The sequence below is a fragment of the Microbulbifer mixtoriginis (SeqCode) genome, assembly GCF_052467515.1.
Genome location: NZ_CP174314.1, coordinates 4,140,512 through 4,159,742 on the forward strand (window position 1 = coordinate 4,140,512; position 19,231 = coordinate 4,159,742).

At 53.3% G+C, this 19,231-nt stretch carries 17 protein-coding genes; 5 read left to right on the plus strand and 12 right to left on the minus strand.

What is annotated here, in order from left to right:
* Positions 1–42 precede the first annotated feature (42 nt).
* Together ACJJIT_RS17875 and ACJJIT_RS17880 are read right to left on the minus strand one after the other, a co-directional pair.
* Positions 43–345 (minus strand): DUF1330 domain-containing protein, encoded by a 303-nt coding sequence (locus ACJJIT_RS17875; RefSeq protein ID WP_444899218.1) that lies wholly within the window; start codon positions 343–345, stop codon positions 43–45.
* Positions 346–403: 58 nt separating this feature from the next.
* Positions 404–835 (minus strand): DUF4345 domain-containing protein, encoded by a 432-nt coding sequence (locus tag ACJJIT_RS17880; protein WP_444899219.1) that lies wholly within the window; start codon positions 833–835, stop codon positions 404–406.
* Between the two features lie 209 nt (positions 836–1,044).
* On the opposite strand from ACJJIT_RS17880, the gene ACJJIT_RS17885 reads away from it, so the two are divergent.
* The 3 genes from ACJJIT_RS17885 to ACJJIT_RS17895 all read left to right on the plus strand — a co-directional run bounded on the left by ACJJIT_RS17885 (position 1,045) and on the right by ACJJIT_RS17895 (position 4,608).
* The gene (locus ACJJIT_RS17885) at positions 1,045–1,959 is read left to right on the plus strand and encodes an SDR family NAD(P)-dependent oxidoreductase (protein ID WP_444899220.1); all 915 of its coding nucleotides are present in this window, start codon (positions 1,045–1,047) and stop codon (positions 1,957–1,959) included.
* A gap of 118 nt (positions 1,960–2,077) precedes the next feature.
* Positions 2,078–3,985, plus strand: a complete 1,908-nt coding sequence (locus tag ACJJIT_RS17890; protein WP_444899221.1) for a multicopper oxidase family protein — start codon at positions 2,078–2,080, stop codon at positions 3,983–3,985.
* Positions 3,986–4,167: 182 nt separating this feature from the next.
* Positions 4,168–4,608: a hypothetical protein gene (locus tag ACJJIT_RS17895; protein WP_444899222.1), complete on the plus strand. Its 441-nt coding sequence runs from the start codon at positions 4,168–4,170 to the stop codon at positions 4,606–4,608.
* Between the two features lie 356 nt (positions 4,609–4,964).
* Here ACJJIT_RS17895 and ACJJIT_RS17900 read toward each other — a convergent pair whose 3' ends face one another.
* The 7 genes from ACJJIT_RS17900 to ACJJIT_RS17930 form a co-directional block, all read right to left on the minus strand.
* The gene (locus ACJJIT_RS17900; RefSeq protein ID WP_444899223.1) at positions 4,965–5,864 is read right to left on the minus strand and encodes a hydroxymethylglutaryl-CoA lyase; all 900 of its coding nucleotides are present in this window, start codon (positions 5,862–5,864) and stop codon (positions 4,965–4,967) included.
* Positions 5,864–7,864, minus strand: coding sequence for an acetyl-CoA carboxylase biotin carboxylase subunit (locus tag ACJJIT_RS17905; RefSeq protein ID WP_444899224.1), 2,001 nt, complete (start codon positions 7,862–7,864; stop codon positions 5,864–5,866). Before ACJJIT_RS17905 ends, ACJJIT_RS17900 begins: the two co-directional genes overlap by 1 nt.
* Before the next feature lie 4 nt (positions 7,865–7,868).
* Entirely contained in the window at positions 7,869–8,666 is a 798-nt protein-coding gene (locus ACJJIT_RS17910; RefSeq protein ID WP_444899225.1) for an enoyl-CoA hydratase/isomerase family protein, read from the minus strand.
* Positions 8,667–8,737: 71 nt separating this feature from the next.
* Positions 8,738–10,345: a carboxyl transferase domain-containing protein gene (locus ACJJIT_RS17915; protein ID WP_444899226.1), complete on the minus strand. Its 1,608-nt coding sequence runs from the start codon at positions 10,343–10,345 to the stop codon at positions 8,738–8,740.
* A gap of 116 nt (positions 10,346–10,461) precedes the next feature.
* A complete protein-coding gene (locus ACJJIT_RS17920; protein ID WP_444887855.1) occupies positions 10,462–11,631 on the minus strand; it encodes an isovaleryl-CoA dehydrogenase in 1,170 nt (389 codons plus the stop codon).
* Positions 11,632–11,765: 134 nt separating this feature from the next.
* Positions 11,766–12,182 carry a MerR family transcriptional regulator gene (locus tag ACJJIT_RS17925; protein WP_444887854.1) on the minus strand — a complete coding sequence of 139 codons (417 nt, stop codon included), beginning with the start codon at positions 12,180–12,182 and terminating at the stop codon, positions 11,766–11,768.
* A gap of 128 nt (positions 12,183–12,310) precedes the next feature.
* Entirely contained in the window at positions 12,311–13,393 is a 1,083-nt protein-coding gene (locus ACJJIT_RS17930) for a hypothetical protein (protein ID WP_252084281.1), read from the minus strand.
* Between the two features lie 239 nt (positions 13,394–13,632).
* Between ACJJIT_RS17930 and serB the strand changes: the two genes are divergently transcribed.
* Positions 13,633–14,787 carry a phosphoserine phosphatase SerB gene (gene serB / locus ACJJIT_RS17935; RefSeq protein ID WP_444899227.1) on the plus strand — a complete coding sequence of 385 codons (1,155 nt, stop codon included), beginning with the start codon at positions 13,633–13,635 and terminating at the stop codon, positions 14,785–14,787.
* 124 nt (positions 14,788–14,911) lie between these two features.
* On the opposite strand, the gene ACJJIT_RS17940 is transcribed toward serB, so the two are convergent.
* The 3 genes from ACJJIT_RS17940 to ACJJIT_RS17950 form a co-directional block, all read right to left on the minus strand.
* A complete protein-coding gene (locus ACJJIT_RS17940) occupies positions 14,912–15,151 on the minus strand; it encodes a hypothetical protein (RefSeq protein WP_252084279.1) in 240 nt (79 codons plus the stop codon).
* 144 nt (positions 15,152–15,295) lie between these two features.
* A complete protein-coding gene (locus ACJJIT_RS17945; protein WP_444899228.1) occupies positions 15,296–17,239 on the minus strand; it encodes a M1 family metallopeptidase in 1,944 nt (647 codons plus the stop codon).
* Between the two features lie 17 nt (positions 17,240–17,256).
* Positions 17,257–17,406 (minus strand): hypothetical protein, encoded by a 150-nt coding sequence (locus tag ACJJIT_RS17950; RefSeq protein ID WP_444883570.1) that lies wholly within the window; start codon positions 17,404–17,406, stop codon positions 17,257–17,259.
* A gap of 143 nt (positions 17,407–17,549) precedes the next feature.
* Between ACJJIT_RS17950 and ACJJIT_RS17955 the strand changes: the two genes are divergently transcribed.
* On the plus strand, positions 17,550–19,211 hold the full coding sequence (locus ACJJIT_RS17955; RefSeq protein ID WP_444899229.1) for an alkaline phosphatase D family protein: 1,662 nt from the start codon (positions 17,550–17,552) through the stop codon (positions 19,209–19,211).
* Positions 19,212–19,231: the final 20 nt, after the last annotated feature.

Genomic DNA, 19,231 nt, shown 5'->3' on the forward strand with positions numbered 1-19,231 from the left:
AGATTTTTGAGCAATATCTTCCCGGTTTAGCATGTCTTTAAATTAAATTCGTTCACTAGTGATAAAAAAGCGTAAATGGGAAAATGCCTTGTCCCTCAAAGGGATAATCGCCTGGTAGGCTGGATCACTGAAGAATGCATAGATCGCCTCCCGATCCGGAAAAGATACCACAACAAATGCCTTTGGTGACCTACCCCCATCCAGGGCCTCTTCCACATCATAAGAGGCAATAGGCACTCCTCCATACTGTTGCATTAATTGCGGTGCCAGACCTATATACTGATCAAATGCCTGCGATTCTTTCAGGTTTGGTGAAGACTCTATATGTAAAAATACTGGTAACAAAGCAATAACCTCTTAAGCGTAAATAACTTTTAGTTGCTTAACTAAGAGCTTCTAATGACTAACCTTGAGAGGCTACTCGCCTATGCCAAAAAACCAGAAGTGGAACTATCGCAAGCTCAATAATCGTAGGGGGTAAGACCTGATCATCCACCAATCCAAATTCCAGAATATTGCTTAAGCGGCCCAGACCGCCAATAAAGAGGGATAAAGCCACGAAGTAAAACAATGCTTTATGTTTTTCGATATTGCTCAGGAAATACAGTAGAACCAACCCCAGGGCAAAGAAAACACCAAAGGCAAATCGATATTGATTATCCCCAAATCCTCTCAAGGGGCTATCCGGGCCAAAAATCATAGCACCACCACTCAGAGCAGCACTGCCATTCAGCCCTCCAAATGCACTGATACCACCGGGTACAAAACAGATCACCGCTAGCGCTACCACTAACAATTGGAAAATTTTTCTTTCTATAGAACTCGCCTGATTCATAGTGTCACCTTAGTTTGCCGTATTTGGAGTGATGACCTAATCATATTGGCCAGTAAGGCCCTATTTTTGATATTTCTTGCGGTCTTGGTATCCCACTAAGACAGCAAGAAATGTCAAAAGACGAGGCGCTTAACCGCTTATCTTTCTCTCCAACAGCCGGGTATATCCATATCCGGGCACCAGTTCCCAATATCCACAGAGACAGAAAGATGATTAAGAGTGTTTTGATTACCGGAGCGAATGCAGGCTTAGGCAGGAAATGCGCCAAGCAACTGGCGGAATACCAGCAGATTAACAAGATCTATCTCGGCTGCCGCAATCTGCACAAAGCCAAGGAAGCCCAAGCCGATCTGGTGTCGGAAACAGGCAGGAATATCTTCGAAGTATTGCTGATCGATGTCGCGGATCAACAATCAGTGAGAGAGGCAGTTAAGAACCTGGACTCCCCAGTTGATGCTCTGGTTATGAATGCTGGCGGTACCGGGGGGAAAGAGTTTTACAACAAGACCCCTGAGGGAGTCACACAAATTTTCGCCGTCAACCTGCTCGGGCATGCACTACTGACTAACGAGTTGCTGAAAGCCAATAAATTAACGCAGGCTGCTATCTACGCCGGCTCCGAGGCCGCTCGCGGTGTAAAAGAGATGGGGATGAAGCGACCAGAGCTGAAAAGCGCCACTGTGGAGGAATTTATGCAGATCTGTGAAGGAGAGCTCTATGCCAGTACCAAAGACGCTACGGTACCCTATGGTCCGATAAAGTATATGGGCGCCCTATGGATGTCTTCCATGGCGCGAGAATTCCCCCATATCCGCTTCGTAACCATGAGTCCGGGGGCTACTGTAGGCACAGAGGGCTTCAATACACTGTCGTTATTCAAGCAATATATGATGAAGGGCATGATGCGGATTATGCTGCTACTTGGCAAAGTCCACAAAGTAGAGATAGGCGCCAAGCGCTATATCGATGCCCTGCTGGATACAACATCCTTCCGCACAGGTGTTTTTTACGGCAGTGAACGCGGATTGACTGGACCTCTTGGTGAACAGCGGAAGCTTTTCCCGGACCTGGACAATCCTACCTATCAGGACAATGCCAAAACGGCGATCAATCGCTTTATCTAATGAAGGGTCGCATCAGGTAAGGGCCCTGCGCGCCTTTGCCTGAAGTCCAAGTTAACTCCACCGAAACCACCTGCTTACCTATACTTGACTGTTAAATACTTACTGCTAAAAACAACCAATGTTTCGGGTAATCTTTTCCCTGCTGCTGTTAATTCCCCTTGCCCTGACTGCTGCTGAAGATGTGGCTAAAGCAACTCCCCTGCGGCTGCTGGATCCAGCAACTGTGGATAAGTTCGTCAATGAACTGCCAATACCCGTAGAAATCCGCCCTCAGGGCTCAGCCCCGATTAAACTACCCGCCCGCCCCACTGAAGTTTGGATGGGGCTACGGGATAAGGATGGCAAACGCATAATGACTAAGGCCTGGGGTTTTGAATATGCAGGTCGCATCCACTCTCCTGGCCCGACTATTCGCGCCCGAGAAGGCCAACCGGTATTTGTACACTGGGCGAATGAGCTACCGGGTCCGCATCTATTTCCTGTGGATCGATCCATTCACCTCGCCGACGTAAAAGATCCAAAAGCTGTACCTATGGTTATCCACCTTCACGGCGGGCATACAGAATGGAAAAGTGACGGCAACCCCCTCGCTTGGTACACCCGCAATTATCGTGAGACGGGACCATTATTTGAGAAAAGGATTTACGAATACGACAACTCCCAGGATGCCGCCACTATCTGGTATCACGACCACACACTGGGCATGACGCGCCTTAATGTTTACGCAGGTCTATTCGGTTTTTACCTGGTAGGCGATGACAATGAAGACCGTCTGATACAGGAAAAGCTGCTCCCCGCAGAAGAGCGCACTTTTGTAGCCGCTATTACAGACAGCTTGTTTAGCTCCGATGGGCAGCTGTATTTTCCTGGCAGGAGGGACCAGCCTCCATCACCGGTTTCCCATGAGATGGTTAAGGCCAATTGGCCCAATCCGTCCCATCTCGACGAATTTTTTGGCAATTTTATTCTGGTAAACGGTATGACCTGGCCCAAAGTCAGTGTCACTCCACACGTCTATCGATTGCGATTACTCAACGCATCCGATACCCGCACACTGATACTCAGGATCGACGAAAATATACCCTTTGTACAAGTCGGCGGTGACGGCGGATTTCTCGATTACCCTGTAAAATTGAACGAGTTGATATTGGCACCCGCAGAGCGAGCAGATGTTTTAGTAGATTTCAGTGGTTATGAAGAGCGTGAACTGACATTGCGGAACTTTGGACCGGATGTCCCTTTTAAAGGCTTTGTAGAGGCCAATGACCCAAAGAATTCGATTCCACTTGTCTATAACCTGGATGGTAAACGCGTATTAAGCGATGGACGCGGCGGCATCACACCTGCTACCAATCCAAATACTACAGGCCAGATCCTGCAATTCCATATTGCTCAGAAATCTACAGACGCCACTTCTAATAAACAGAAATCAAAGATCAAAAGTACCATTGGAGATTTAAAACTCACCCTAAATACTCCCTTGCGCACCCCTCTTAATAGGCTTAACCATGCCAGTCGCACACGACAACTTGCCACCTACCGGTTGGACGATCCCTACGGCCGCAATCTGCTAATGTTAGGTCCAGTAAAGGAGGGCTCCCTATTTTTTGAAGACCCCACTACAGAAATAATCCAGCACAACGCTGTTGAGATCTGGGAGATATACAACCCTACAGTATCGGCTCATCCAATCCATATTCATCTGGTGGAATTCCAGATACTGGATCGCCAGCCTTTTAAAGGCAAACTTATCCCCAAGCCGCAGAAATTTATGCATACCGATAAGATATTTCAGGGTGCACGATTGGAAATAGAATCTCTACAGGGAAAACCCCTTCCACCACAAGCAGAAGAAAGCGGCCCCAAAGATACGGTCATCGCCCTTCCCGGCCAAGTAACACGGGTAATAGCCCGCTTCGACCGCGAGGGACTCTATGTATGGCACTGCCATCTGCTCTCCCATGAGGACTACGATATGATGAGGCCGTTTAAGGTATTGGCGCCAAAACCAATAAACAACCAGTAATCCATTAACTTTTAAGCTCTAATCTAATATGAAAATTAAACACCTAGAAACTAATCGATAAACCGAACAATAAATAAGACAGCAAGAATAAGAATAGAAGCAAACAACATCATCAATGTTTACAATCACCCAAGAAAATCAAAAACAACTCGGAATTGAGCTTTACAAAATAAGTAATTACGATGAAAACACTAATAATATTATTATTTTTTACACTGGCATCAGGGGCAATTGCCACTGAAATACCGGAATTAACAAAGGAAAACTTGAAGAAAAAAGCTGTCCTTATCAATGAGCTACAAAACAAAATGCTGATGAAGGGATCGACAGTCGAAGATATCGACAAACTATTTTCTCACTACACCGACGACTTTATCTATATCCATGAAGTTTATGGCGGCACCTATACCAGAGAGCACCTATACAACAACTCTGTAAAATATTTAAAGGATGGAGAATATCAAATGACTGGCGCTAGATATAAAATTATATCAATCATCGCTGGTTACAAAGCAGTCTCACTTGAGCGGCAACAAACCTATCAAGACGTTACCTCTAACCACTTAACAGTATTTGAATTTGAGGGCGATCAGATTTCTAGGATTATTGAATACTGGAAATAGGAATCTAATGAAATGTTAGATTTTAGAGCTCTATACATGTCTCTCAATCTATCACTCTTTATTTTGAAATCTACCACTCTGCATATCGTTAATTTCTGGCAATAAAAATCAACAAACAAGAGGGGATATTATTTCTCTAAGCGGAAAGCTGAGCAGCCCCTTAAAGGTTTATATTTATGGAATTAACTGAGAAAGGCGTAAGTATCTTGTATCAGTAAAAGGCAATAGAGAAGGGGTGAGGCAGAAAGTTTTAGAACAGGCAACCCTGTTTATTTTAGCATCGACAAAAATGATTCTAAAATTCTCTAAAAGGTCCTCTCCAGAAAAACACTCTCTGGAGAGAACCCACTACTCACTCAGCAGGGCGCCAAAGCCTTAGCCACACGGGAGTTAGTCTCCCGCCCCAGCTGTTCAGAAATAAAGTTCCCTGCCTCTGCCAGCAACTGTAAATCCACGCCGGTTTCAATACCCATGCCATTGAGCATATAAAGCACATCCTCACTGGCAACATTACCGGAAGCGCCGCGGGCATAGGGGCAGCCACCCAGGCCGGCTACGGCGGAATCCACTACTGCGACCCCCATTTGTAAGGCTGCGTAGATATTGGCCAGTGCCTGGCCGTAGGTATCATGGAAATGTACCGCAAGTTTTTCCACAGGTACACGGGCCATCACCTGCTCCAGCATACGCTTGGCGGCTTCCGGGGTGCCGACACCGATGGTGTCGCCCAGGGAAATTTCGTAGCAACCCATTTCCAGTAGAGCGGCACTAACTTCTGCCACTTTAGCCGGATCAATATCGCCTTCATAGGGGCAACCAAGTACGCAGGATACGTATCCGCGCACGGGTATGCCGTCTTGCTTGGCTTTTTCTACCAGTGGACGGAAGCGCTCCAGACTCTCAGCAATACTGCAATTAATATTTTTCTGGGTGAAGGCTTCTGAGGCCGCGCCAAATACGGCGACCTCATCTGCTTTGGCTTCCACTGCGCGCTCATAACCTTTTAAGTTTGGCGTGAGCGCGCTGTAGATAACACCGGCTTTGCGCTGGATACCCGCCAGCACTTCCTCGCTGGCGGCCATTTGCGGTACCCACTTGGGGCTGACAAAACTGCCGGCTTCAATAACCGACAGCCCACTGGCACTGAGCTTGTCCACCAGAGCGATACGGGTCTCCACAGAGATAGGCTGCTTTTCATTTTGCAGCCCATCGCGGGGGCCCACTTCGACGATTTTGACTTGCTTGGGCAAAGTCATTACTGCTCCTCCCCGGCAAAATCCACCAGCAGGCTACCGCCATCCACCAGCTCACCTTCAGCACAGAAGAACTGCTGCACGGTGCCAGCGGCTGGAGCCCGCAGGGTGTGTTCCATTTTCATGGCTTCCATTACCAGTAGCGGCTGGTCTTTTTCCACCATAGAGCCGGCCTCAACCAGCAACGAAATTATGGTGCCGTTCATGGGGGCATCGAGGCCGTGAGCTTGGTCATTGCTCTCACCGATATCCGGTGGCAACAGCTTGAATTCCACCTGAGTGCCATCGATAAATACAGCGCCACCATCGCGGGTATCCACCGCGGAGAAACTCATGCGACAGCCATCCACCAGCATCAAGTCGCGCCCTGGCAGCAGGCGAACCTCACCGCTGTTTTGTTCCTCAGGCAAGGCATCGCAAGTCCAGCGCAGGCTATCGCCCTCCGCAACAAAGCGAATTTGAGCGTGCTGGCCACGGTAGTCCACCGTCTGGGTGCGACTGCCAGCCAGAGCATTGCGCCAGTTATCACCATTGTGCCAAGGAGAGAAAGGATCCCGCTGAGGTGCGCTATTGCGCAGATCGCGCTCTTCACGCCGCTGCAAATAACCGGCAATAGCAGCACATTTCAGCGGCGTCAGTGTCTGCTCCTGATGCAGTACTTCCGCCTCGTAGTCCTCGATAAAGTGCGTCGAAATACAACCGCTGGCAAATGCCTGGTGATTGATCACTCGGCGCAGGAATTCGATATTGTGGCGCACACCGGCAATCTGGTAATCACGCAGTGCGCGATCCAATTTGGCCAGGGCTTCTTTGCGGGTGCGGCCGTGGCAGATCAATTTGGCGATCATCGGGTCGTAATGCACGCTGATTTCATCGCCGGTCTGCACACCGGTATCCACCCGCACACCCTCGCCTTCCGCCGGGGGCTGGTGGCGCACCAACACGCCTGTTGCCGGCAGGAAATCATTGTCCGGGTCTTCGGCGTAGATGCGCACTTCCATGGCGTGGCCGTTGATCTGCAGCTCATCCTGGCTCATGGGCAGGGTATCGCCAGCGGCAACTGACAACTGCCAGGCCACCAGGTCCTGGTCGGTGATCATTTCCGTCACCGGGTGCTCTACCTGCAGGCGGGTATTCATTTCCATAAAGTAGAAGGCACCGCTAGCATCCAGCAGGAATTCCACCGTGCCGGCACCCACGTAACCAATCGCGTGGGCCGCGCGCAGGGCCGCTTCACCCATGCGCGCGCGCAACTCAGGAGTCATGCCCGGTGCGGGGGCCTCTTCCACTACTTTTTGGTGGCGGCGCTGCACCGAGCAATCCCGTTCAAACAGGTAGACACCGTTGCCCTGCTGATCGCAGAACACCTGGATTTCCACATGGCGGGGACTCACCACATAGCGCTCCAGCAGCATGATGTCGTCGCCAAAGGCATTCATGGCCTCTCGCTTGGCAGCAGCTAACGCTTCGTGGAATTCATCGGCACTGTCGACACGGCGCATGCCCTTACCACCACCGCCGGCAGCAGCTTTCAGCAATACCGGGTAACCGATGCGATTGGCGTGACCTTCCAGCAGCTCTTCATTTTGGTTGGTGCCGTGGTAACCGGGCACCAAGGGCACATTGGCCTCTTCCATAATACGTTTGGCGGCGGACTTGGAGCCCATCGCCTCAATCGCGCCGGTGGGCGGGCCGACAAAAATAATGCCGGCGCTATCGCAGGCGCGGCAAAACACCGCATTTTCCGACAAGAAGCCGTAACCCGGATGGATGGCATCGGCACCAGTCTGCTTAGCAGCACCCAATACCTTGTCGATATCCAGGTAGGAATCCCTGGCCGGGGCCGGGCCCAGGTGTACCGCTTCGTCCGCCATCTGCACATGCAGGGCATCGGCATCCGCATCGGAATAGACGGCAACGGTGGCCACCCCCAGGCGGCGGGCGGTCTTGATAATACGGCAGGCGATTTCGCCGCGATTAGCTATTAACAGTTTGCGAATCATAAAATTATCCTTCGCCACCATTCATCCACTTGGGTGCGCGCTTTTCCAAAAACGCACTCAACCCTTCCTGTCCTTCCGGCGATACACGCACGGCAGCGATCAGCGCGCTGGTCTGGCCCTGCAATTCATCGTTGATAACCCGGTTGGACATGGACATGGCCAGTTGCTTGGCCATGGCGACCGCTTTGGGGCCATTATCGGCAATGGCATTCACTAATTTCTGCACATGCAGATCCAGCTCGCCCTCGGCGCAGACTTCGGATACCAAGCCCATCTGTTCTGCGCGCTCGGCGGAGAAGCGCTCCGCAGTGACAAAGTAACGGCGCGCGCGGCGAGTGCCGATCGCATTGATGACATAAGGGCTGATGGTAGCGGGCAGCAAGCCGATTTTGACTTCCGACAAACAAAAGCTGGCGCGCTCAGAGGCCACGGCCATATCGCAGCAGCTCACCAGACCCACGGCGCCGCCAAATGCAGCGCCCTGTACTCGTGCAATAGTGGGAGCTGGGAAAGTGTCGAGCTTGTACAGCATGGCAGCAAGCGCGGCCGCGTCGCGGCGGTTTTCCTCTTCTGAATAAGTCGCCATGCGCTTCATCCAGTTGAGGTCAGCTCCGGCAGAAAAGCTCTTGCCATTGGAAGCCAGTACCAACACACGAACAGCGGGATTTTGCGCCAGAGTGTCAAAGGTGGTGGCCAGCTCGTGAATCAGTTCATCGTCAAAAGCGTTGTGGATTTCCGGCCGATTCAGGGTGACTGTGGCCACGCCCTCGCTATCCACTTCGCACAGCAATTTATCGCTCATTGTAATTCCTCGATTGGGGCGTTTCTCTCTAGCGGCACCGGGGTAGCCCGCGGCACCGCAACCACGGTTCCTTACATACGGAACACGCCGAACTTGGTCTCTTCCGGCTCTTTGTGGCTGGCCGCCGCCAGGCACAGGCCTAGCACGCGGCGGGTATCCGCCGGATCGATAACGCCGTCATCCCACAAACGTGCAGAAGCGTAGTAGGGGTGCCCCTGATGCTCGTAGTTATCCACAATCGGCTGCTTAAACTGCTGCTCTTCCTCTTCGCTCCAGGATTCACCTCGCGCCGCCATCTGATCGCGCTTCACCTGGGCCAACACGCCAGCAGCTTGTTCCCCTCCCATAACCGAGATGCGCGCATTGGGCCACATAAACAGGAAGTTGGGGTCATAGGCGCGGCCACACATACCGTAGTTACCGGCTCCGAAAGAGCCGCCGATGAGGATGGTAATTTTGGGCACCTTGGCGGTAGCTACAGCGGTCACCATCTTGGCGCCGTGTTTGGCGATGCCGCCCGCCTCGTACTGTTTGCCCACCATGAAACCAGTGATATTTTGCAGGAAAACCAATGGAATCTTGCGCTGCGCGCACAACTCAATAAAGTGCGCGCCCTTCTGCGCACTCTCCGCAAACAGGATGCCGTTGTTGGCGACGATACCCACCGGGTAGCCCTGGATACGGGCAAAACCGGTTACCAGGGTGGTGCCGTACAACGCTTTAAATTCATCGAACTCGGAGCCGTCCACAACTCGCGCGATAATCTCGCGCACGTCAAACGGCTGGCGCGAATCTTTGGGCACCACACCGTAAATGTCTTCCGGTGGATAAATCGGCTCCACAGGCTTTTGGATATCCAGGCCGGGATTTTTGATGCGATTCAGGCGAGCTACAGAGCGGCGCGCTAACTGCAGGGCGTGTACATCATTATTGGCATAGTGATCGGAAACCCCGGAAGTGCGGCAGTGCACCTCAGCACCGCCGAGTTCCTCCGCGGAAACTTCTTCACCGGTGGCCGCTTTCACCAGGGGCGGGCCCGCCAGGAAGATGGTGGCCTGCTCTTTCACCATAATGGATTCGTCTGCCATGGCCGGCACATAGGCTCCACCGGCGGTGCAGCTACCCATCACCACCGCAATCTGCGGAATATTCTGTGCAGAGAGATTGGCTTGGTTAAAGAAGATGCGACCGAAGTGCTCTCGATCCGGGAAAACATCGTCCTGGCGCGGCAGATTGGCACCACCGGAATCCACCAGGTAAATACACGGCAGATTATTCTGTTCGGCAATGGTCTGCGCGCGCAGATGTTTCTTTACCGTGAGCGGGTAATAGGTACCGCCTTTTACCGTGGCATCGTTGGCGACGATGACACAAGGCTGGCCAGAGACGGTGCCGATGCCGGTAATAATACCCGCGGCTGGGACATCTTCACCGTAAACCTCATGAGCGGCCAACTGGGAAAATTCCAGGAAGGGGCTACCCGGATCGAGCAGCGCATCGATACGGTCCCGTGGCAATAATTTTCCTCGCGCCAGGTGTTTTTCCCGTGCGCGCTCGCCGCCGCCCTGGGCGATGGCTTCCACTTTCTCGCGCAGGTCTGCCACCAGCGCCTGCATCTGCTCGCGGTTTTCGCCAAAGGCGGCATCGCGCGTATTTATTTTGCTCTGCAACTGATTCATAAAATCTGATTCACTTTCCCGGAGAAAAGACCTCCACGGAGCGCGGCTTACCGCCGTAATGTCCGTGGAGACAGCTGCCGCCGACAGGCGCCGGCAGCGAGAAGAAATGCCCAGCCTTAGCGGGTCTCGTTAAACAGCTCGCGACCAATCAGCATACGACGCACTTCAGAAGTGCCCGCGCCGATTTCGTAGAGCTTGGCATCGCGCAGCAGGCGACCGGTGGCGTACTCGTTGATGTAGCCATTGCCGCCCAGAGTCTGGATAGCCTGCAGGGCCATCTGGGTTGCGCGCTCTGCAGTAAACAGGATTACTGCGGCGGCGTCCTTGCGCGAGTCCTCACCGCGATCACAGGCACGCGCCACGGCGTAGAGGTAAGCACGGCTGGCATTCAGGTCGGCATACATATCGGCGATCTTGCCCTGCATCAGCTGGAATTCACCAATAGCCTTGCCGAACTGCTTGCGCTCGTGGATATAGGGAACCACCACATCCAGGCAGGCCTGCATAATACCGACAGGGCCACCGGAGAGAATGGTGCGCTCATAGTCGAGGCCGCTCATCAAAACGCGTACGCCGCCGTTCAACTCACCGAGAATATTTTCTTCCGGCACTTCACAGTCTTCGAACACCAGCTCACAGGTGTTGGAACCGCGCATACCCAGCTTGTCGAGTTTCTGCGCCTGTGAGAAACCGGCAAAACCGCGCTCAACGATAAATGCAGTGATACCACCGGAACTGATGCCCGGCTCAGTGCGCGCGTAAATCACATAGGTATCGGCATCGGGGCCGTTGGTGATCCACATTTTATTGCCGTTCAAAACAAAGTGATCACCGCGCTTTTCCGCGCGCAGTTGCAAGCTCACTACGTCGGAACCGGAATTCGGTTCGCTCATTGCCAAGGCGCCTACATGTTCACCGGAACACAACTTGGGCAGGTACTTGAGCTTCTGCTCGCGGGTACCATTTTTGCGAATCTGGTTTACACACAGGTTGGAGTGGGCACCGTAGGACAAGCCCACAGAAGCGGAGGCGCGGGAAATTTCTTCCATGGCCACAGCATGTGCCAGGTAACCCATATTGGAACCGCCGAACTCCTCTTCCACGGTCATACCCAGAAGGCCCAGCTCACCGAATTTTTTCCACATGTCCGCGGGGAACAGGTTGTCTTCATCGATCTGCGCCGCGCGCGGGGCCAGCTCCGCCTGGCAGAACTTGTAAACCATGTCGCGGAGCATATCGATGTCTTCACCGAGACCGAAATTCAAGGTTGGGTAGGAGGTGTTCATAGTGACTCCAATAATTATTAAATAAGTCTTTTAAACTGACGGCACCTGCAACCACTCGATACATCGGGTGACACGCTAAACCTCTGCGGGTCACAGGCTTTCGCAGGCGCCTGTCGAAATTTTTAACCGGTGAACTAGGGGCTTTCCTCGTTGCGGCTCTTTACCAAAGCCGCTTGTGCACGGGCTTCGGCTTCACCAAGTTCCCCCATCAGGCTCTCAATATCCCGCAACTGCTGCTGCAACTGTGCCCGCTTCTGCGCTATACGCTCCAGCAGGCGCTGTAACTGCTCTACATTGCCATGAGCGGGGTCGTACATATCGATAATCTCGCGGCTCTCATCGAGGGAAAAACCCAGGCGCTTGCCGCGCAAAATCAGCTTCAGCCGTACACGTTCTTCGGGGCTGTAGACACGGGTCTGACCATGCCGCTCCGGTTTGAGCAGGCCCTTGTCCTCATAGAAACGGATGGCGCGGGTGGTTATCTCAAACTCCCGCGCCAGCTCCGAAATACTGTAACTCTGGGGCTCTACGATGCTGGCTTTGGCTTTCATAAGTACTTCCTCGAGACGCAACAGAGCCTAACAAGAGTTTACGTTGACGTAAACGTAAAGCAAACGCCAAAAATAACTGCGAGGGGCTATTCAGTCATTAACCCATCGAAGTAATCGGAAGGGAGGGATCAGACGCCCAGCAGCTGTTGCAACTGATTGTCGAGCAACTTTTGATAGGAAGGTGTAAGGCCTGTGATTTCCAGAGCCCAGCCAGCACCATGGTGCTCAATACGCCCAGCCAGAGAGCTATCCTCCAGCAATTCAGGATGTAAAAACAAACCACGCGATTGGTTTAGTAGCTGTTCAGCAGAAAAATCTGGCGTGCTTGGCTCACAGGGCGCTACCGCCAGGGCCAACTTCAAACCGGTAGCGCGGCTGACACTCTGCATCTCCCGCAGCAACAGGCCACAGCAGACCGCACGAAACGCCGAATCAGCGCCAGAAAACCCCAAACCAACTTGCGGCCCTGCACAACTCAATGGATGGGCACCGTAGATCCGACGCAGCAACTGCATACGCCCATCCAATTCCCGCTGAATTCCTTCGAGCGCACTGCGACTCAATTGATTGGTCAACTGAGCCCAATTCAATGGCCGCAGGTAGAGGCCTATAGAGTCTTGCTTTTGCTCGGGAAGATCCGCAGAGGAAAGAGGCTCTTCCGCTGGCAAACTGCGCTGCGCGGAAAACCCCCCTGTCATCAGTGCCGCCACTGCACTAAATGGCAGGGCAAATACCAGCGTCAGCAATAAGCTGGCCCAGGGAAAGCTGACGTCTGCACCAGGAATCAGGGCTACGGTAACATTGCCAGCGATACTGTCATGCAGCACTACTGGCACACTGATGGTCTCGCCACTCTTCAGATCACCAACTTCCGCCAGGCTATTGGATTCCACATCCTCAACAGCAACACCGCTGATAGCGGGCAATTCCAGCAGCTGCCTGGCCAACAGCTGCATACTGATACGATCATCGGCAACAATACGCTCCAGGCTCTGCCCGGCGAGAAAACTGGCCGCAACCTGCGCAGAGACTCGGTCTCTCTCCACCGCATCGGCATGGCGCTGCGCATAGTAATGACCGAGAGCCACACTGCAGAACAGCGCCAGTATCAGCCAGATCATCGCAGCCAGCAGACGCTGGCGGGTACGTTTAGATAAACGCGCAAACTGCTCTGGCAACCTGCGCAGAAGGGAAATCATCGATACAGACATAAATACGGCTTTAATACCTTGCCTTGTTTTTTATTACCTTGCGTTTTTGGAACTCTCCACGGCCAAGGGCCCTGGCGCAATTTTATCCTCACAAAGCGCGAATAATACGCAGTGTAATTTCCTGTGCCGTTGGTCGATCCCGCAACAAAATAGTTCCACACGGGATTTTTTAATTTGTAATAAACAAGCGGGCCCAACCTGCGGCGCTGATTTTAACGAAGATTCCCGCTAGAGCTATAATGCGTCGCTTATTGAATAAATTGGGGACCTTCGCTATGGGCGTCGAGACTAAAGCACAAGAATTTCATCTGCCCCTGGCACAAATTACCCAGTCACACTTCGACTGTTCTGTGCGCTACCTCACCTATAGCGGCGGCCATGCACTGCTGGGGTTGGAATACGACAATACAGCCCCCTTTTCGAACGCCGCCAGTTGCCAATTGAATTTACCCAGCGCGATACCATCAGACGTGCAATCGCCCTGGTGCCTGACCTTCCTAAGCCCAGCAGCCACCCTGTCACAACTGCAGCGCCTGCTGGATTTTTGTGCTGAACAACACTGGTATATCGATGTCATCGACACCCTAGCCCACCGGCACGAGTGCACGGTCATCCGCTTTCAGTTCAGCGCTGAACTGGAGTTTTCCCCGGCACGTTTTGCCTGCCTACAACTGGCCGAAGCAATCGGAGCCGATCTGGTCTTGCAGGAGGGCACCAGTCAGAGAGTACCGGCACTGGCTGGCTTCGATATGGATTCCACTCTGATCGATGCAGAGGTGATCGACGAGCTAGCCAAGATTACCGGAATCGGCGACCAGGTGGCGGCCATCACTGCGGCCGCCATGCGCGGCGAATTGGATTTTCGCGATAGTTTCAAAAAGCGTATGGCGTTGCTAAAAGGTTTTTCCGAACAGCGCCTGGCAGAAATCGCCAGGCAACTGCCACTAAAAGATGGAGCCCAAAACCTGTTGCACTGCCTGCGCAAACTCGGCTGCAAAACGATCATTTTGTCCGGTGGTTTTACCTACTTCGCCAATTTCCTACAAAGGGAACGCCTGGCTGTTGACCTGATATACGCCAATGAACTGGAGTTTGCCGAAGGCGCGCTCACCGGTGAAGTGATAGAGCCTATCGTGGACGGAATGCGCAAGCGGTTATTGCTGGGGGAAACTGCAAAGGAGATGGGAGTGCCGCTAGAAAAAGTGGTTGCCGTTGGGGATGGGGCAAACGATATCCCCATGTTGAACCTGGGTGCCCTGGGTATCGCCATACATCCGAAACCCAAAGTCCGCAGGGAGGCACCGCAAGCTATCACTCTATTTGGATTAGATGCGGCGCTTTACCTGTTCGGTCTCAACGACCAGCAAATTGCCGAATTGGGACAGCCTTCTTAAAGGTGTCCCAAAAAGGTTTATATCACCGCGTGTGGGAAGGGGAATGAGCGCGGCTTAGTGTTATCCGAGCAGGCACTGGGTTCATACTCGCAGCCTGCTGCCAAAAGGCTGAGAAAAGCCAATATTAAAATCCGCCTGTACATAGGTACCTCCCTTTGCCTAAATGGATTTTTATTCGAGCAGCAGGGTACGCAATGGGTTCCGTTTTGAACAGCAGTTTAATGATTTTTATGCCAGAAAATTGACGTAAAATTCTTTCTTTTGTACCAGTTTGTTCAGCTTTGCTACACAACCGATTACACAGGCCTTTTTTAGCATTGCGCGCCAGCCAAATCCAACCCGAAACCAGCTTTAGCAGATTCATTGAGTTAATCTTGGCAAGAGGAAAAACGGGCAGATAAAGCTAGGGAAAGCTCGTAGGTGGCCAGTGTTGCGCTGGCAACAACCAGTATGGAGAGTGGCGATTCTGGTGCACAGCACCAAAATCGCACAAGTGTTGAAGACAGAGCTAACCTTCTTTTTTACCGTAGATTACCAGGCTGTTCACTTTTACCGTCAGCGGGTGATACCCCTCCTTGGCGCGTTCAAAAATACGCGCTGCCACATCCTGTTTGCCGGTTTCAACCATATTGCGGTATAGCGGGCGCAGGAACTTGTTGCGGCCGATGCTGGTGAGGAAGTTTTCCAGGCGATTGAATGCCGGCTCGTAGTCGTTGCGCACGGCAATCATCAGCCAGCTAAAGGCCACTTCGTTATTGCGGGATTGGGTCAGGCCAAAGGCGCTGTCCAGTTCCTTCAATTGCGTTTCAGTCAACTTTTCCGGCATACCGTCGAGGAAGTACTTCCACTGGTGGAAGGTCCAGCCCTTGGTGTCGATATCCTTCGCTACCAATTTGCCGTCCAACCACTGCTGACGCACTGGGTCCAACTTGCTGAAGGCATCGGACTGCGGGTGCGGCGCACCTTCAGGAATACCCGGCTCGAAAATCCACTGGTGAATGCGCTCTCGATCCAGCTTGTCAGCGTGCTCAACCAACAAGGTCTTGTCGAGGTACTTAACGAAATCCTCGGTGGTAATACTCTGGAAGGAGAAGTGGTTGAAGTACTCCATCAGGAAGCGGTCGAAAGCTTCGCGGCCCACTTTCTGCTCCAGCTCATACAGGAACAGGGAACCTTTCTCGTAAGGAATATTGGAGAAGACTTCATCGGGATCACGGCCGCGCAGGTCGATCGCCATAATTTCATCGCGGGGCTCTTTATCGGCCAGGTCCGCCTGCAGGTCGTCATAACCCAGGGCCATTTCCATCTGATAGCGCTCATCGCCGTAGACGAACTGCATGATGCGGTTGGTCAGGTAGGTGGTGAAGCCTTCATTCAGCCAAAGGTCGCGCCAGCTGGCATTGGTCACCAGGTTGCCGGACCAGGAGTGGGCCAATTCGTGGGCAATCAGGGCTACCAGGCTCTTATCGCCGGCGATCACCGTCGGAGTGATAAAGCTCAGGCGCGGGTTTTCCATACCGCCGAAGGGGAAGCTGGGCGGCAGAATCAGCAGATCGTAGCGGTCCCAGTGGTAGGGGCCATACGCCTTTTCGGTCACTTCCAGCATGGATTCGGTATCGGCAAACTCCGCCGCTGCAGATTCCAGCATGGAAGGCTCGGCGTAGACACCGGTGCGCTCACCCATGGGCTTAAACTGCAGGTCGCCTACTGCCAGGGCAATCAGGTAAGAGGGAATGCGCTGGGGCATTTCAAATTCGTAAACGCCATCTTTGGCCGCCTGCGGATCGTTGTTCGCACTCATTACTGCACGCAGTTCTTTCGGGGTGCGAACGGTAGCGTTGTAGGTGATACGAACTTTCGGGGAATCCTGCAGCGGGATAAAGCTGCGCGCGTGAATCGCCTGGGCCTGGGTAAACAGGAACGGATGCTTCTTGCCCGCGGTCTGCTGCGGTTCCAGCCACTGCACGCCAGAGGCGCCCGGCACTGTGCGGTAGCGGATAGTAATGCTGTCGGCATCTTCCGGCAGCTCGATATTCAGCGGAGTGCCCAGGTGGCTGTCTTTCTCACCCATGGAGAACTTCACCGGCGCGCCATTAGCCGATACAGAAACCACCTCCAGCTCGCGGGTATCGAGCACCATCGGCAGGTTCTTATCGTTGAGGCGTTTGAAGTCCAACTTGGCTTCGCCCTCGAGTACCTTGCGGGAGAAGTCGACAGTCAGGTCCAGATCCAGGTGCTGCACCTGGTAGTCATTGCTATTGGCGAAGGAGTGATAATCCACACCGGATTGCGGCGCCTTTTCTGCAACGCTTTTCTTCTCGATCACCGCAGCCGCTTTTACCGACGTATCGGCGCTGTCAGCTTCGACCTTGGTCGGTTCATTCTTGGAACAACCTGAGGCTACGGCGAGGCCGCCGACGATCAGGCTGGTGCATAGTAAACGGGGCAACATGGGTCTACTCCCTGGGTTCAGCTTTTCAATTTGCGCCACAGGATACCCGAGAGTAAGCGCTTGCGGAACGACAGCGGGAAAGACCGCTGCTGGATACCGGTCACAATGAAGGTGTACAGAGTCTCGCCAGCGGCGATCGTGCTCTCAGGGGCAATAAAAATAGACATATGTCTCAACTTATCGGTTGGCGGACGAATTTGCCGACTAATCCGCACCTACAACACAAAAATCCCCCCATCAATTAACAAAGCCTTCACTTTCCCTATTCAGACTGCGGGCCCTCTAAAACAAGCACATAAAGGAGAGTCCCATGTCACTATCCCGGAGGCGGTTTCTACAATTTTCCGGCGCCGGCCTGGCATCGCTGCCACTGCTGAAAGCCTATGGTGCTGGCCTGCAGCCATTCCAACACGGCGTAGCCAGCGGAGATCCCCTAGCAGATCGCGTTATTCTCTGGACCAGGATCACCCCCTCCGATGATCCCGCCTTCCAGTCCATGGTGCCCTATAGCTGGCAGATCGCACTGGACCCGGAAATGGCCATGGTGGTTAACAGCGGCAGTGGTCTCACCGGCCCAGCAGTGGATTACACCATCAAGGTGGACGCCTCAGGACTACAGGCAGGCACTAGTTACTACTATCGTTTCTACTCCAACGGTATCGATTCACCGATCGGCCGCACCCGCACCCTGCCCACCGGTCATGTGGAGCGCCTGCGCTTCGCCGTTACCAGCTGCTCCAATTACCCGATGGGCTATTTCAATGTGTATCGCGAGATCGCCCTGCGCGCAGATCTGGATGTGGTACTGCACCTGGGAGACTACATCTATGAATATGGTCCCGGTGGTTTTGGCACCGGTAGCGGCCTCGGACGCGAGCCAATTCCCGCCAAGGAAATGGTGGATATTCAGGACTATCGCCAGCGCTACGCACAATATCGCTCAGACCTCGATCTACAGGAAGTCCACCGCCAGCACCCGTTTATTTGCGTATGGGACGACCACGAAACTACTAACAATGCCTGGGCCGGTGGTGCGGAGAACCACAACCCCCAAGACGGCGAAGGCGACTGGGCGGTGCGCCGCTCTGTGGCAAACCAGGCCTACTTTGAATGGATGCCAATCCGCGATAACGGCATCCTCGATTTATTTGGTGACAAGGCCATTTACCGCAGCTTCCGCTTTGGCAACCTGATGGATTTGATGATGCTGGATACGCGAATTGCCGCGCGTGACGAGCAGGCCAATTGGTTCGACCAGAAGACCGCCGATAATCCCGATCGCAGTATCCTCGGCGCACAACAGGAGCAATGGTTGCACAGCGGCCTGACGCAATCCCAAGCGGACGGTGTGCGCTGGCGGGTACTGGGGCAGCAAGTGATGATGGCGCAACTGACTCTGGCCAAAGATCTGTCGATCAATATGGACCAATGGGATGGTTACACCGCCTCCCGCGAGCGCCTGTTCAATCACATCAGCAACCACAATATCGATAATTTTGTCGTGCTCACCGGAGATATCCACAGCTCCTGGGCCTGGGACCTGGCCAGCAATCCATTCAATATTCTCGAGTACGGCCGCCTAACCGGCCGCGGTGCCCTGGGCGGCGAGTTTGTCACCCCGGGAGTGACCTCCAGCTTCCTGGACAAGTCCCATTTAACTGATGTAGCCGCCATCGCCATGGATGGACTGATTCCTCATCTGAAGTGGGTTGACGTAACCCAGCGCGGCTACCTGCTGATGGATGTATCCCACTCTCGCACCAAAGCCCACTGGTACCATGTGGATACTGTCACCAGTAAGAGTTACAACACCAACCTGGCGCGAATCTATAAGCAAAAGGCCGGCGCCAACCACATACAAAGAGCCTGGAGTGAGAGTAGTGCTCCCGCTGAAGTGCCTGCACCGGCTCCAGGCTATGCCACTCTGGCGCGCAACGCCATTGCTGCCCTGCGCAGCCGCTATCAGGTTTAAGCGGCATAAAAAAACCGCGC

Coding starts and splice junctions, on each gene's coding strand:
- ACJJIT_RS17950 (WP_444883570.1), bottom strand. CDS start 17,406: ATGTCTATTTTTATTGCCCCTGAGAGCACGATCGCCGCTGGCGAGACT.
- ACJJIT_RS17900 (WP_444899223.1), bottom strand. CDS start 5,864: ATGACTTTGCCCAAGCAAGTCAAAATCGTCGAAGTGGGCCCCCGCGAT.
- ACJJIT_RS17925 (WP_444887854.1), bottom strand. CDS start 12,182: ATGAAAGCCAAAGCCAGCATCGTAGAGCCCCAGAGTTACAGTATTTCG.
- ACJJIT_RS17945 (WP_444899228.1), bottom strand. CDS start 17,239: ATGTTGCCCCGTTTACTATGCACCAGCCTGATCGTCGGCGGCCTCGCC.
- ACJJIT_RS17910 (WP_444899225.1), bottom strand. CDS start 8,666: ATGAGCGATAAATTGCTGTGCGAAGTGGATAGCGAGGGCGTGGCCACA.
- ACJJIT_RS17885 (WP_444899220.1), top strand. CDS start 1,045: ATGATTAAGAGTGTTTTGATTACCGGAGCGAATGCAGGCTTAGGCAGG.
- ACJJIT_RS17890 (WP_444899221.1), top strand. CDS start 2,078: ATGTTTCGGGTAATCTTTTCCCTGCTGCTGTTAATTCCCCTTGCCCTG.
- ACJJIT_RS17940 (WP_252084279.1), bottom strand. CDS start 15,151: ATGAATCTGCTAAAGCTGGTTTCGGGTTGGATTTGGCTGGCGCGCAAT.
- ACJJIT_RS17880 (WP_444899219.1), bottom strand. CDS start 835: ATGAATCAGGCGAGTTCTATAGAAAGAAAAATTTTCCAATTGTTAGTG.
- ACJJIT_RS17930 (WP_252084281.1), bottom strand. CDS start 13,393: ATGTCTGTATCGATGATTTCCCTTCTGCGCAGGTTGCCAGAGCAGTTT.
- ACJJIT_RS17920 (WP_444887855.1), bottom strand. CDS start 11,631: ATGAACACCTCCTACCCAACCTTGAATTTCGGTCTCGGTGAAGACATC.
- ACJJIT_RS17895 (WP_444899222.1), top strand. CDS start 4,168: ATGAAAACACTAATAATATTATTATTTTTTACACTGGCATCAGGGGCA.
- serB (WP_444899227.1), top strand. CDS start 13,633: ATGCGTCGCTTATTGAATAAATTGGGGACCTTCGCTATGGGCGTCGAG.
- ACJJIT_RS17915 (WP_444899226.1), bottom strand. CDS start 10,345: ATGAATCAGTTGCAGAGCAAAATAAATACGCGCGATGCCGCCTTTGGC.
- ACJJIT_RS17905 (WP_444899224.1), bottom strand. CDS start 7,864: ATGATTCGCAAACTGTTAATAGCTAATCGCGGCGAAATCGCCTGCCGT.
- ACJJIT_RS17955 (WP_444899229.1), top strand. CDS start 17,550: ATGTCACTATCCCGGAGGCGGTTTCTACAATTTTCCGGCGCCGGCCTG.